This window comes from Alteromonas sp. RKMC-009, from assembly GCF_003584565.2.
Lineage (GTDB): Bacteria > Pseudomonadota > Gammaproteobacteria > Enterobacterales > Alteromonadaceae > Alteromonas.
On sequence record NZ_CP031010.1, the window covers coordinates 1,792,978 to 1,807,061 of the forward strand.

16 protein-coding genes are annotated in these 14,084 nt (G+C 49.3%); 14 read left to right on the top strand and 2 right to left on the bottom strand.

Features of this window, described 5'->3' with window-relative positions; genetic code table 11:
- Positions 1 to 67: 67 nt before the first annotated feature.
- From DS731_RS07865 to DS731_RS07890, 6 genes are all read left to right on the top strand, one after another.
- Entirely contained in the window at positions 68 to 514 is a 447-nt protein-coding gene (locus DS731_RS07865; RefSeq protein WP_119500804.1) for a tellurite resistance TerB family protein, read from the top strand.
- Between the two features lie 53 nt (positions 515 to 567).
- Positions 568 to 2,640, top strand: coding sequence for a putative bifunctional diguanylate cyclase/phosphodiesterase (locus DS731_RS07870; RefSeq protein WP_119500805.1), 2,073 nt, complete (start codon positions 568 to 570; stop codon positions 2,638 to 2,640).
- A gap of 200 nt (positions 2,641 to 2,840) precedes the next feature.
- Entirely contained in the window at positions 2,841 to 3,113 is a 273-nt protein-coding gene (locus DS731_RS07875; protein WP_119500806.1) for a calcium-binding protein, read from the top strand.
- Positions 3,114 to 3,211: 98 nt separating this feature from the next.
- Entirely contained in the window at positions 3,212 to 4,612 is a 1,401-nt protein-coding gene (locus tag DS731_RS07880) for a sensor histidine kinase (protein ID WP_119500807.1), read from the top strand.
- A complete protein-coding gene (locus tag DS731_RS07885) occupies positions 4,612 to 5,205 on the top strand; it encodes a hypothetical protein (protein ID WP_119500808.1) in 594 nt (197 codons plus the stop codon). The genes DS731_RS07880 and DS731_RS07885 overlap by 1 nt, the downstream gene beginning before the upstream one ends.
- The gene (locus DS731_RS07890; RefSeq protein WP_119500809.1) at positions 5,202 to 6,542 is read left to right on the top strand and encodes a sigma 54-interacting transcriptional regulator; all 1,341 of its coding nucleotides are present in this window, start codon (positions 5,202 to 5,204) and stop codon (positions 6,540 to 6,542) included. Before DS731_RS07885 ends, DS731_RS07890 begins: the two co-directional genes overlap by 4 nt.
- 108 nt (positions 6,543 to 6,650) lie before the next feature.
- Here the strand turns inward: DS731_RS07890 and DS731_RS07895 are convergent, their stop codons facing one another.
- Together DS731_RS07895 and DS731_RS21920 are read right to left on the bottom strand one after the other, a co-directional pair.
- Positions 6,651 to 7,553 (bottom strand): DUF72 domain-containing protein, encoded by a 903-nt coding sequence (locus tag DS731_RS07895; RefSeq protein ID WP_119500810.1) that lies wholly within the window; start codon positions 7,551 to 7,553, stop codon positions 6,651 to 6,653.
- 26 nt (positions 7,554 to 7,579) lie between these two features.
- Positions 7,580 to 7,735 carry a hypothetical protein gene (locus DS731_RS21920; protein ID WP_161599126.1) on the bottom strand — a complete coding sequence of 52 codons (156 nt, stop codon included), beginning with the start codon at positions 7,733 to 7,735 and terminating at the stop codon, positions 7,580 to 7,582.
- Here DS731_RS21920 and aspS point away from each other — a divergent pair.
- The 8 genes from aspS to tolR all read left to right on the top strand — a co-directional run bounded on the left by aspS (position 7,734) and on the right by tolR (position 14,080).
- Entirely contained in the window at positions 7,734 to 9,497 is a 1,764-nt protein-coding gene (aspS, locus tag DS731_RS07900) for an aspartate--tRNA ligase (RefSeq protein WP_119500811.1), read from the top strand. The two genes, DS731_RS21920 and aspS, sit on opposite strands and share 2 nt — an antisense overlap.
- 6 nt (positions 9,498 to 9,503) lie before the next feature.
- Positions 9,504 to 9,941: a dihydroneopterin triphosphate diphosphatase gene (gene nudB / locus DS731_RS07905; protein ID WP_119500812.1), complete on the top strand. Its 438-nt coding sequence runs from the start codon at positions 9,504 to 9,506 to the stop codon at positions 9,939 to 9,941.
- Entirely contained in the window at positions 9,938 to 10,456 is a 519-nt protein-coding gene (ruvC, locus tag DS731_RS07910; protein WP_119500813.1) for a crossover junction endodeoxyribonuclease RuvC, read from the top strand. Before nudB ends, ruvC begins: the two co-directional genes overlap by 4 nt.
- Before the next feature lie 32 nt (positions 10,457 to 10,488).
- Entirely contained in the window at positions 10,489 to 11,106 is a 618-nt protein-coding gene (gene ruvA, locus DS731_RS07915; protein WP_119500814.1) for a Holliday junction branch migration protein RuvA, read from the top strand.
- A gap of 12 nt (positions 11,107 to 11,118) precedes the next feature.
- Positions 11,119 to 12,123 carry a Holliday junction branch migration DNA helicase RuvB gene (ruvB, locus tag DS731_RS07920; protein WP_119500815.1) on the top strand — a complete coding sequence of 335 codons (1,005 nt, stop codon included), beginning with the start codon at positions 11,119 to 11,121 and terminating at the stop codon, positions 12,121 to 12,123.
- A 434-nt stretch (positions 12,124 to 12,557) separates the two neighbouring features.
- A complete protein-coding gene (ybgC, locus tag DS731_RS07925) occupies positions 12,558 to 12,965 on the top strand; it encodes a tol-pal system-associated acyl-CoA thioesterase (protein WP_119500816.1) in 408 nt (135 codons plus the stop codon).
- Complete coding sequence (tolQ, locus tag DS731_RS07930) at positions 12,955 to 13,635, top strand: protein TolQ (protein WP_119500817.1); 681 nt, start codon at positions 12,955 to 12,957, stop codon at positions 13,633 to 13,635. Before ybgC ends, tolQ begins: the two co-directional genes overlap by 11 nt.
- A 19-nt stretch (positions 13,636 to 13,654) precedes the next feature.
- Positions 13,655 to 14,080, top strand: a complete 426-nt coding sequence (gene tolR, locus DS731_RS07935) for a protein TolR (protein ID WP_119500818.1) — start codon at positions 13,655 to 13,657, stop codon at positions 14,078 to 14,080.
- The last annotated feature ends 4 nt before the right edge of the window (positions 14,081 to 14,084 follow it).

Genomic DNA, 14,084 nt, shown 5'->3' on the forward strand with positions numbered 1-14,084 from the left:
CTCACGGGGTGAAACATTCTGGTTGAAAACGCGTATAAACAGCTAAACGTCCAAACCGGAATATCACATGTTAAAAGCCGTACTTGATTTGTTCAGGGATAACCCGTCAGATAAACCGCAAACCCATACAGTAGAACTGGCCACCGCCGTATTGCTGAGTGAAATTATTCGCGCAGATCGCGAAGCTGACCCGAGAGAACTTGAGGCATACCGCGCCTTGCTGGAAAAGCAGTTTTCTCTGGATGCTGATGAGCTGAACGCATTAATGAACGAAGGTCAGACTTCGGCAGAAGAAGCGGTCGATATGGTGCAGTTCACACATGTTATTAATCAAAAGTGTAATATTGATGAAAAGCAGGCTATTCTAACGGGCTTATGGGAAGTGGCCTATGCCGATAAAAATATTGCTCCTGTTGAAGAGCATACCATCAGACGTATAGCCGACTTATTACATTTACCTCACAGCCAGTTTATTAAAACAAAGCTTTCCGTTACGGAACAGTCTGCCGGTTGAGCAGTTTGCATAGCTGAGTCGTCCGACTGGTGTAAACAATCAGGCAGGTTAGTTTGTTCCGGTCCATGAAGTTGCCGTTGACGTTGCTGATATCTACAGCCGTAGCGGCGTCTGTAATCGTTGTCTACATCGTGTCGCTGAACGCGCAGCAAGCCCGTGTTACCTCCATGCAGCAGGAGCAGATGTCTGCCCTCGTGCAGAATGTGGCGGCCCGCCTGGAGCCGGCGCAGGGTGACCGTGACATCGATGGCGAAGTAGCGCGAAAGGAACTTGCTCTGCAGTTGTCGCACCGTCAGGTCACTGCGGCTTTCGTATTTGATTTAAGAAAAAACCTCATTACCTCTTCGGTTAAACAGAATAACCTGGCCAGTGACTCCTTTGCTGTTACATTGCCTGCCGGCATTCAGATGGCTGACGGACTTATGTATGCCGTTGCCAATATCGGTAAAGAGCCTTATCTGACTGGCAAAGTGGTGATTGTCAGTGATATGAACGGGTTGCTGGCGCAGTCGCAGAAGACATTATTTTTCTCTGTCATTCCCTGGCTTGCCGGCACCATCTTTCTCACCGTGATTGTCGCGCTGCTGGTAAGCCGCAGATTGCTCAGACCCCTGCAGGCCCTGATCGAATTTACCCGTGATATCGCCAGAGACAAAGATTACTCAAAGCGATTTTCTGATAAACACAATCACGAGGTCGCCAGGCTGGGCACCAGTATCAACAGTTTTCTCGATACAATCGAAGTCGAACTGATCATCAATAAAGAACAGAACGACACGCTGGTGGAACAGCAACAAACAATGATGCGGCTGGCGAATTATGACAGCCTGACAGGACTCCCTAACCGGCAATTTGTGGTGGATAACCTCAGGCTGGAGCTCGCCCGTGTAAGACGCACCAAAGATGATTTGGCACTGGTTTTCTTTGATCTCGACGGATTTAAGGGGATTAATGATTCACTGGGACATGAAACCGGTGATCTGATCCTGATAGAAGTGGCAGACCGTGTGGTGAACATGTTGCGGGAAGGCGATTTGATTGCACGGCTGGGCGGTGATGAATTTATCATTGTGCCTGACAGGGACGTGTCGGATGCAAGCCTGAAAAACCTGGCAGATAAACTGGTCGGCGCATTTACCGAACCCTTCATGCTGAGAGGTCTGGCGTTGACCGTCGGTGTCAGTGTGGGGATTGCCAGAGCCAGTGATGCGGAGTACGAGCTCAGTCAGTTAATGAGTAATGCTGACCTTGCCATGTACCGCTCTAAGGCGAAAGGTCGCGGTACTTACACGTTATTCACCATCGATATGGTTGAATCGTACAAGCGTAAAATGTCTATTGCTAACAGTATTGACGGTGCCATCCGGCAGGATGAATTTCTGGTTTACTATCAGCCCAAAATTAGTCAGCAGGGTGAAATTATCGGCCTTGAGGCGCTCATACGCTGGCAGCACCCTGAATTTGGTCTGGTGATGCCGTCAGAGTTTATTCCCATTGCAGAGCAGGGCGGCAAAATATCGGCCATAACCCAGTGGATGATTGAACGGGTATGTATGGAACTGCCCGATCTGCAAATGCTGATCTCCCGTAAATTTAAGGTCGCAATCAATCTGTCCGGCCACGATTTACGCCACACCGGTTTGTTCGACGATATCTACGGGTTATTCGAACGTTATCAGGTGAATCCTGAGTATTTTGAATTTGAAGTCACCGAATCCGCCTATCTGGAAAACTTTGCTTTTGCTGATAAGTTCTTCAAGCGTCTTAGCAATCTCGGTTGTGCTATTTCTCTGGATGATTTTGGTACCGGTTATTCGTCGTTAAGTTACCTCACGCAAATCACCATCGATACGCTTAAGGTTGATCGTCAGTTTATCCGTGAACTGGACACCTCTGAGCGCTCCCGTCTGGTAACCGGTACCATCATTGATTTGGCTAAACGACTGGCCTTAACCGTATGTGCCGAAGGTATAGAGCACCCCGGTCAATGGGCGTATCTGATTGAGCATGGCTGTGATCATGTTCAGGGGTACTTGTTCAGCAAACCTGTCCCTCTCTCCAAACTGCTGACTATCGACCAGAATTATCTGCATCTATTAAATGCTCCGGATGCGGCGCAGGGATAAAAATTTGCGCCGCCAGTGTAGATAATTTGCAACACCTGCAACTTCTTATTCGTAGTGTTAAATAGCAAGTTACTGATTTTATTGGTTAATAGTGTTTTGGCACTACTTGTGCTAACTCCTGTTTAACGTGAGCTTCTGTATAACCGGACGGGTCCCAGTCCTTTACATCCGCTCACAACCCGCGAGCACAGGAGGTTGTTATGAAGCGAATTGAGAAAGTGTTTTTATTGTTATTTACCATTATTGCTGTTCAGGCTGTCGCTGTTGCAGAGGCCAATGCCGGTGAAGCATGGCTATCTGAACTGGATGAAGACCAGGACGGTTATATCTCCCTGAAAGAGGCTGTTGCTGATACCCGTTTGTTACGCCTTTTCAGTCGCATTGACGATAATGCAGACGGTCAGTTGAGCATTGACGAACTGAAAGCCAGCGAGGAAGTAGAACTGCTCAGCATGCGTGCATCTGCTAAATAATCTTTTTAACGATGGCACAGGGTATTTGGTGCCATCATCTATTGCGGCATTGAAAGGGGTATGCGATCCTGAAAAACCGGACTTCATTTAGTGATCGAATTTTGCGAGTTGGTTCCCTCAGACAACTTACGTTAGGTAGTTTTTTACTTGCGCTGGTTCCCCTTATAGCACTGCTTTGGCAAAGCCAGAGCGATCTTGCCAAAGTCAGCAGGATGACCACCAAAGAGACACGTTTCGTGGTGACGGTCGTGGGCTACCTGCAAAATCTGGACGGCGCTGCCATCGACCTGGAGCGTACCCTCCGTCAGTACGCCATTATCCAGAACGCCACCGTCGCTGATTTAACTGACAATGCAATTGCACAGTTTGCCAGCGCGCAAAGCAAGCTCTGCGGTATCGTTCCGGCGAGTGAAAATTGCGGGCTGCTGAAAAAGCAAATTGAGCAATTACGAAATTTCCGCACTATTAACGATCAGCTTTTACTGAATGCGTATCTCGCTTCATTAAGTAATGGTGTTACTGCCATCCGCAAAGACGTGGACAAGGCTATTCAAACCCGTCTGGCTGTGCAGCAGGAAGACATGACTGATATGCAGGCCAAGCAGGCATGGTCGACGGCGCTGCTGGTCAGTGTGTCATTGTTGCTGATTTTGCTCGGCAGCCAGTTGATTGTAAATCCGGTGCGCAAGCTCAAGCAAATCATTCAGATCCTCGCCCATCAGCGTGGTGAGTTGCCGCCATTGTCTACGAAGGCACCCTATGAATTAATTGGGGTAGAAAGAGATCTTCATTGGCTGGCGGAACGTTTACAGCAGCTTGAACATATTCGCACTGCGCTTTTGCGACATGCCGCCCACGAACTTAAAACGCCGCTGGCAAGCATTAAAGAAGGGTGTAGTTTGCTTTCTGAGAACGTTGTCGGTGAGCTGAATCCCCAGCAGGTTGAAGTACTTTCTTTGCTCAGTTCCAGCACCCAGCGCCTGAATACGCTGGTAGAAAAGCTGCTGGATTACAACCTGCTTCTGCAGCAGGCTGAACCTAAATTTACGGACATTAATCCGCAGGATCTTGTCAGAGATTGTATCGAAGACTACGCCCTGGCGCTGCAGGACCGTGAAGTTACTGTGGATGTAACCGTAGAAACCATTAGTGTCGACGAGGAGTTGTATCGTCGTATACTTGATAATCTGGTATCGAATGCTGTAGCACACGGTGCAATAGGCAGACCTATTTCCGTGAGGATTTATCGACAGGAGGAGGTAGCAGTACTCGATGTAGCTAACCGGGGGAAAAAGATTCCGCCGGAAAAAGTGGGTAAACTTTTTGAACCGTTTACCCGGGGTGACGATCCAAGAAACGACAATGTCATTGGTACGGGTTTGGGCCTGTCCATTGTTTCAGACTGTGCCCGTTTGATGCACGGCGATGTGGCGGTTGTTGATGTAGATTATGCCGATGTCTGTTTTAGAGTAAGCATTCCGCAGAAGGAAAAACGTTAATGAAAATCAAATTATTGCTGCCACTGGCCGCCATGCTGGGTGGATGTGCAGCGATAGAAGGGAATGAGTCTGCACCAGTTATTCCGGTCGAGGAAAATACGGTCGCACCGCAACTGGTGGAGAGTGATTCCCTTTGTCTGGTAGAAAAAGACACAGAATCTTTTGAGCACCAGTGCGATTTGCTCTATTGGGTGAACCTGTGGGTTCAGGCCGACAATACCCGCTGGCCTGTACGCAGAGATGCTATCGCCGGGTTGTCCGATTCAACAGAGGATAAAATAAAAAAAATCATTTTATCACTGCCTGTAGACACCCCTTATCAGAGTCGCCTTCGTGCCCGGCACTGGCTGACCGAAGTGAAGGATAAGCTGACGCCGGATATGCAAACCGTGGTGGCCACTATTGTTAATGCCCCCAACGATGAAATGCTTGAGCTTGAATCGGCGATGGTGATCTTAAACCGCGTGAACACCGATAAAGAAAAGCAGTTGCAGATGCTCGAAAAAGAACTGGAATCACAAACTAAGAAGATGGAAGAGTTGCTTAAAGTTGAAGCAACGCTGATGGATAAAAACAGGAGTACGCAGCGATGAATGAATCCGGAGCGCGAAACGCCAGATTATTGCTCGTTGACGACGATAAAAGTTTACTTCGCCTGCTGACCATTCGCCTTGAAGGCGAAGGATATCAGGTCACGGCGGTGGAAGATGGTCAGGCGGCATTACGCAAAATTCGTAGTGATGACTACGACGTGGTGTTGTCAGATTTACGTATGCCGGGCCTTGATGGTCTGAGCTTATTTGAAGAAATCATGGGCGTCCGTAAGGATATTCCTGTGATATTGATGACTGCCCACGGTACGATTTCTGACGCCGTTGCGGCAACCCAGCGTGGTGTGTTCGGCTTTTTGCCTAAGCCGGTGGATCACGATGAGTTACGCAAGTTATTGCAAAAAGCCCTGAGTCAGTCTCTATCTGTTCAGCCGGAAGAGTGGTGCAAAGATATCATTACCCGTGCACCGGAAATGACCAGTGTGATGGACCAGGCTTTCCGTATTGCCCAGCGTGAAGTGAGTGTGCTTATCAGTGGTGCCAGCGGTACCGGTAAAGAATTGCTGGCGAATGCTATTCACCGGGCCAGTAACCGTCGTGACAAGCCGTTTATTGCCATTAACTGTGGTGCATTGCCGGAAAACCTGCTGGAGTCAGAATTGTTTGGTCATGCAAAAGGCGCCTTTACCGGTGCGGTGCATGCAAACCCCGGTTTGTTCCGTGAAGCGGATGGCGGCACCTTGTTCCTTGATGAAATTGGCGACATGCCAATGACGTTACAGGTCAAATTGCTGCGTGCGTTACAGGAGCGTCAAATCCGGCCTGTGGGCAGCGCCAAACACGTAGACATCGACGTACGTATTATTTCTGCAACACACAAAGATTTGCATAAAGAAATGGAAGAGGGCAGCTTCCGGGAAGATTTGTACTATCGTCTTAACGTGGTGAATCTGAAACTACCTTCCCTGAAAGAGCGCAGTGAAGACATTCCCTTGCTCGCCCGTACATTGCTTCAGCAAAGCGGTCAGCGTCATGGCGTGAATGTGACGCAATTTTCTGATGATGCCATGCAATTACTGGTGAAGTCAGAATGGCCCGGTAACGTGCGGCAACTGGTTAACGTGGTAGAGCAGTGTGTAGCACTGACACAAACGCCGGTGATCCCGCTGCATCTGGTACAGCAGGCATTGTCGGCTACCCGCCAGAGCTGGCCAACACTGACCGAAGCCCGCGATGCCTTTGAACAAAAGTATCTGCACAAATTATTGAAAATGACCGACGGTAATGTGACCCGTGCCGCCGAGCTGGCCGGTCGTAACCGTACCGATATGCATAAGCTGATGAAAAAACATGAGCTAGATGCCGGTGATTTCCGCTAAAAGCCGGTAATTTCACCAACGTTATTTTCTGATAATGTCCCGCCGCACTCTGTTAAATGAGCAGAGTGCGGATATTTATTTCCTCTCTGCAACCCGGTTCTTAATTTTTCAAAACAAAGAAGTTTGCTCAGCAGGCGGTGGTGCGAAAGTCAGAGCAGGCAATGCTGCATCAGGATAGCAGTCGTTATAACTGTCGATAAATTCTGCTGCCAGCCAGGGCGCATCGCCATTTTCCGGTTTATGAAAGAACATGTATGGTGTGCGGCCTTCAAGCCGCCATTCATGGCATTTTCCTATCCAGGGCTGTAAGCAGCGGGTATTGGCGGCATCGTCATTACCACCCACAAAGCGCACAACCGGTGCCGTGGATGTCGCAATCACATTCACCGGCAGTCTGGGCTTTTTCATCCGTACCTCTGTGGTCAGTTCGCTGTCAGACGGACCGGCGAATAATCCCCGTGTATCCATAATGACCCGGTTTACCTTCTGTTCCATGAGCATGCGGTTAAATTGTTGTTCCGCGCCGCCTTTATCAAAAAATGCCGGATGACGTACTTCAACGCCAAGAGGTATGTCTGCCGGAAATTGCTTCAACATGGCGGAAATGGCCTGCAAACTGTCAGGGCCGGTACTGGCGGGCAGTTGCAACATCAGCATGCCCAGCCGTTCTTTCAGCGGGGCCAGCAGCGACAACTGCTTTTCAATATCAGGGTGGTTCGGGTCCGGTGCACCGCTGTGAGTGATGGTCTGGTGGACTTTAAACGTAAAGCGGAAGGCCTGCGGGGTTTGCTCAATCCACCGTGCCACAGTGTCCGCTGAGGGCAGGGCATAGAAGGTGGTGTTGCCTTCCACTGAATTCATCTGCTTTGCATAATATCCGAGGGCGTTTTTTCTTGCTCCGGCATCGTTAAACCAGTCCCCCGGCCAGCGGCTGTGTTGCCACTGAGGCACACCAATGTACACAGGTGGCAGAGAATTGTTCAGTTGGCTGTGGAAATCGCTTTTAGTCATTGGGCTTTACGATGCATTTGTTTATACTATGCGACCTTATTTTTATCTAAAGTCTGAGGCTTAACCGGATAGTTGCCTGACTGAGACAAGTCACCGTCCGGCTGCATTGAAGCACTGACCGCAATGCCTTGCAAGTCAGCATCGCCAGGCAGACAACACATTACCAGAGGTTCAGGGACCATGCGCACAGATTACTGTGGGAATATTGATTCATCTTACGCCGGCCAGGAAGTCACACTTTGTGGTTGGGTTAACAAGCGTCGTGACTTAGGCGGCGTTATTTTCATCGATCTTCGTGACCGCGAAGGCATCGTGCAGGTGGTATTCGATCCCGACTTACCGGAAGTACTGGACGTAGCCAATAAACTGCGTAATGAATTCTGCGTGAAGCTGACCGGTAAAGTGCGTGCCCGCCCTGAAGGGCAGATCAACAAACAAATGCGTACCGGTGAAATTGAAATTCTGGGCACTGGGCTGGAAATCATCAATAAGTCTGCGGTACTGCCGCTGGACTGGAACCAGGAAAACTCTGAAGAACAACGTCTGCGCTATCGTTACCTCGACCTGCGTCGTCCGGTAATGAGCGACCGCCTGAAGTTCCGTGCCCGTGTTACCGGTGCTGTTCGCCGTTACCTGGAAGAAGAAGGTTTCCTGGATATTGAAACCCCGATTCTGACGAAAGCTACGCCGGAAGGTGCCCGTGACTATCTGGTTCCAAGCCGCACCCACAAAGGCGAATTCTTTGCACTGCCACAGTCACCTCAGTTGTTCAAACAGTTGCTGATGATGTCGGGCATGGATCGTTATTACCAAATCGTAAAATGCTTCCGTGACGAAGACTTACGTGCTGATCGCCAGCCAGAATTCACTCAAATCGATTTGGAAACCACCTTCCTTGATGCTGATGGCGTAATGTCTATCACCGAAGGCATGATCCGTGACTTGTTTCTGAAAATGCTGAATGTCGATCTGGGTGAATTCCCCCGTATGACTTACGCAGAAGCGATGCAGCGTTTCGGTAGTGATAAGCCTGACTTACGTAACCCGTTGGAACTGGTAGATGTGGCTGATTTGCTGGCTAACGTAGAGTTTAAAGTATTCTCCGGTCCGGCCAACGATCCGAAAGGCCGTGTGGCGGTTATCCGTGTGCCCGGCGGTGCCAGTCTTTCCCGCAAACAGATTGACGAATACACTAAATTCGTCGGTATCTATGGCGCCAAAGGTCTGGCATGGATGAAGGTGAATGAAGACAAGCCTGGTCAGGACGGTCTGCAATCACCCATTCTGAAATTCCTGTCTGAAGACATTACTGATGCGCTGATACAGCGTACCGGCGCACAGGCGGGCGATATTCTGTTATTCGGTGCGGACAGCAAAAATGTAGTAACTGAAGCCATGGGCGCACTGCGTCTGAAGCTGGGTGAAGATTTCGAATTGCTGGAAGGTGACTGGAAACCACTGTGGGTTGTTGATTTCCCTATGTTCGAAGAAGCGGACGGCGCGCTGTTTGCGTGTCACCATCCGTTCACGGCACCCCGCGGCCTGACCGCTGAAGAGCTCAAAGCGAACCCGGCTGAAGCGATTTCAGATGCCTACGACATGGTACTGAACGGTGTGGAACTGGGCGGTGGTTCTGTGCGTATTCACAATCAGGACATGCAGTCTGCAGTATTCAGCATTCTGGGTATCGACGAAGAAGAAGCGCAGAACAAGTTTGGCTTCTTGTTAGAAGCGCTGCAGTTTGGCGCGCCGCCCCATGCTGGTCTTGCTTTCGGTCTGGATCGTCTGGTGATGCTGATGACCGGTGCAACGTCAATTCGCGACGTAATGGCATTCCCGAAAACCACCACGGCTGCATGCCCGCTGACAGATGCACCGAGCCCGGCGAATCCGGCGGCGCTGGCGGAACTGGCCATTGCGACTGTTAAGAAAGACGCTGAATAATTCCGGATGGCGTTAAAGCGACCGGAATCTGTGCTGGTGGTGCTCTATGATGAGCACCACCGCATATTGTTACTACAACGCAATGATGACCCTTCATTCTGGCAATCTGTGACAGGGACTGTTGAAGCCGGTGAGCTTCCTGCAGAAACTGCCGTCAGAGAAGTCGCCGAAGAAACAGGCATCGTGCTGACTCCTCTGCAGCTTAATGACTGCTCTCTCATTAACCGCTACGAAATCCGCCGCCGCTGGCTGCACCGTTACCCGCAGGGTACCCGTTTCAATACTGAGCATGTCTTCAGTGCCTGTGTCTCTTCGGCCAGTGAGCTTGTGTTAACTGAGCATCTGGCGTTTGAATGGCTGGACAAACCGGATGCCCTGGCTAAATTATGGTCGCCTTCAAACCGTGATGCAGTAGAAGCATTTGTGCCGGAGTGCCGAAGATGATTATACTGGGTATAGATCCAGGTTCCCGTGTAACAGGGTATGGTGTGATTGCCAGAAAACAGGGCAAAATTGTTTATTTGGGCAGTGGATGCATTCGTGTAAAAAGCGATGTTATGGCTGACCGGCTGGCACAAATTTTTGCAGGTGTGGGTGAAGTAATACGTGAATTCACGCCGCAGCAATTTGCCATAGAACAGGTTTTTATGGCGAAAAACCCGGATTCTGCATTGAAGCTCGGGCAGGCAAGAGGGGCTGCCATTGTGGCCGCTACGCAGTCTGAATTGCCGGTGGCTGAATATTCGGCCAGACAAATCAAACAGGCTGTTGTGGGAAAGGGGAGTGCGGAGAAAACCCAGGTACAGCATATGGTAAAACATTTGCTGAATCTGCCGGGAACGCCTCAGGCCGATGCGGCCGATGCCCTGGCTGTAGCACTGTGCCATGCACACACGGAACAAAGTCTGATTAACATGGCGGGACAGGCCAGTAAAACCGTCCGTCGCCGCCTGCGCTGAAAAGTACCCGTCTAAATTGGTTATCAAAATAAATGATTGGAAGAATTGAAGGGCGATTATTAGAAAAGCAGCCCCCTGAAGTGCTGATAGATGTGAATGGTATTGGTTATGAAATTCAAATGCCGATGACCAGTTTTTATCAGTTGCCTGCTGTCGGCGAAAACGTAGCCGTTTATACCCACTTTGTTGTGCGTGAAGACGCCCAGCTTTTATTTGGCTTTGCCGATAAAATGGAGCGGGGTTTGTTCCGCGAACTCATCAAAGCTAACGGCGTGGGGCCCAAACTAGGACTGACTATCCTGTCAGGCATGTCGGCCGGACAATTTCTTATCAGCGTGCAAAATGAAGATGTGAGCGCACTGGTCAGTTTGCCTGGTATTGGCAGGAAAACCGCTGAGCGTCTGGTGGTTGAACTGAAAGACCGGCTGGCCAAATTCGGTAAGCAGCAGGCAGTGGACATTCCGTTTGATATGGAAAATAAAGCGGCTGATACGATTGTTCCGGTGAATGATGCGAAAGAAGAAGCGCAGAGCGCGCTGGTGGCATTGGGTTACAAGCCGGTTCAGGCAAATAAACTGGTTACTTCGGTTTATCAGGATGGCATGAACAGTGAAAATCTTATCCGCGAAGCTTTGAAAGCTGCGATTTAACGGGAATAAGTGATGATTGAAGCAGACAGACTTATAGCGCCGGCTGCCACCACCGAAGATGAAGTTATCGACCGTGCCATAAGGCCGAAAATGCTGGCTGACTACACGGGTCAGCCCCATGTGTGTGAACAGATGGAAATTTTTATTCAGGCGGCGCGCAATCGTGATGATGCCCTTGACCACTTGCTCATTTTTGGTCCTCCGGGATTAGGAAAAACCACGCTGGCAAATATTGTTGCTAATGAAATGGGCGTGAATATTAAAACCACATCCGGTCCGGTGCTGGAAAAGGCCGGCGATCTGGCAGCACTGCTTACCAATCTTGAAAAAAATGATGTGTTGTTCATTGATGAAATTCATCGTCTGAGCCCTGTTGTAGAGGAAATCCTGTATCCGGCTATGGAAGACTATCAGCTTGATATCATGATAGGTGAAGGCCCGGCTGCCCGCTCCATTAAACTGGATTTACCACCGTTCACGCTGGTGGGGGCGACTACCCGTGCCGGCTCTCTGACATCTCCTCTGCGTGACCGTTTCGGTATTGTGCAACGTCTTGAGTTTTACAATATCAAAGATCTCACTACCATTATTCAGCGCAGCGCCAGTTATCTGAATCTGGATATGGATGCCGCCGGTGCTGAGGAAGTGGCGCGACGCTCCCGGGGGACGCCGCGGATCGCAAACCGTTTGCTTCGCCGTGTCAGAGACTATGCAGAAATTAAAGCCGACGGAAAAGTACATGCAGACATTGCAGCGAAAGCGCTGGATATGCTGGATGTGGATAAAGAAGGCTTTGATTACATGGACAGAAAACTACTGACGGCCATTATCGATAAATTCGACGGAGGTCCGGTGGGGCTTGATAATCTGGCAGCCGCAATCGGGGAAGAAAAGGAAACCATCGAAGACGTCATTGAGCCGTTTCTTATTCAGCAGGGGTTCCTTCAGCGCACCCCGAGAGGCCGTATTGTGTCTCAGCGGGCTTACCTGCATTTCGGATTTGAACCAAAAAGCTAAAATATCTTTTCTTGCCGGTCAGTGACTCACTGGCCGGCCATGTCTTCTTTCTGCTGCTATTTATGATATTTTCTTTCGGGCATAAAAAAAGCCCGCTCAAATTGAACGGGCTAAAACAACAAGTGTTGAAGGAAATAAATCCAGGGAACTCATGTCAATCAGGAGAAAACTCGTGTGAAACCGTTCCAGAACCGCTTCACTCTGTTCGACAGATGGGCGCATTATAGAGTAGTTTCTGAACCTGACAATTGAGGAAAATTATTTTTTTCTATTAGAAAATCTAATGTGTTAAGTTGCTGTTAATGGCTTGCCGTAGAATTTGTTTTTACCGCAGAAATAAAGCGTTTCAACGGCATAAATGGACCATTTGGTGAGTTCCCGGGTAAGTTTTTCTTTATGACGTTTTCATTACATTTTTAAAAGTGGAGTATTGCATGTCTGCAAAACATACCATGCCGGTGCGGGTTTATTACGAAGACACAGATGCCGGCGGTATTGTGTATTATGCGAATTATCTGAAGTTCATGGAACGGGCCAGAACCGAGTGGTTGAGATCACTGGGTTACGAACAGGACAAGTTGATGGAACAATCCATAGCCTTTGTCGTCAAACGGGTTGAAATGCATAACCATGCGCCGGCCAGATTTAATCAATTGTTGAGTATTGAATCGCAAATTGTAGAATTGAAGGGCGCAAGTTTGACTTTCAGACAAGAAATAAAAGATCCGCAAGACAACTGTTTAGTGTCGGCGGACATAAAAATTGCATGTGTAGACCCTGTGGCAATGAAGCCACGGAAATTACCAGCCACTTTATCAGGGGATTTAGCTAGTGGAATCTGATTTAACCTTTATCGGTCTGTTCCTTCAGGCCAGTTTTGTCGTTCAGCTTATTATGTTGTTGCTGCTCAGTGTGTCAGTGGCTTCATGGACGTTTATTTTTCAGCGTACCAAAGCATTGAATGCAGCAGATAAAGAAATGCGCCAGTTTGAAGACAAATTCTGGTCAGGCGCAGATCTCAACCGTCTTTATCAGGAATTATCCGCCCGTTCTGATGTAACAGGGATGGCCAATATTTTCTGCGCCGGTTTTAAAGAGTTTGTGCGTCTGCGCAAAGGTAACACTGCGGTAAACGGCATTGTTGACGGTACCTACCGTGCAATGCGTGTATCTATGTCCCGTCAGGTGGAAGAGCTGGAAAGCCGTTTACCCTTTCTGGCGACTGCCGGCTCAATCAGTCCTTATATCGGTCTGTTCGGTACGGTATGGGGCATCATGAATGCATTTATTGCACTGGGTGAAGTGCAGCAGGCCACACTGGCCATGGTGGCGCCGGGTATTGCAGAAGCCCTTATTGCAACCGCTATCGGTCTTTTTGCTGCTATTCCGGCAGTTATCGCTTACAACCGCTTCAGCCATAAAGTTGAGAAACTGGAGAACAGCTACGGGAATTTCATGGAAGAGTTTTCTGCCATATTGCACCGTCAGGCGATGACGGCACAGCCACAGTAACGATCTCCGGAGACTGATTATGTACATTCGTAAACGGCGTCGTCCGGTATCCGAAATTAACGTGGTGCCTTATATTGACGTGATGCTGGTACTGCTGATCATTTTTATGGTTACCGCGCCGCTTATTTCCCAGGGCGTGAAGGTGGAATTGCCGAAAGCCAGCGCCCAGCCGATTGAGCAGGAAGATACACCGCCGCTCATCGCTTCGGTGGACGTACAGGGTAACTATTACCTGAACGTTGGCAACGACCAGGAAACCCCGCTGGGTACGCAGGAACTCACTGCACTGGTGGCCGAAAAATTAAAGTCTGAACCGCAAACGCCGGTGGTGGTGAAAGGGGACGGACAGGTTGCATATAACGAAGTGATTCAGTTGATGGTCTTGCTGCAAAAAGCAGGGGTGCCGTCAGTGGGATTGATGACAGACCCGGTGGACGAATCATAAAAAA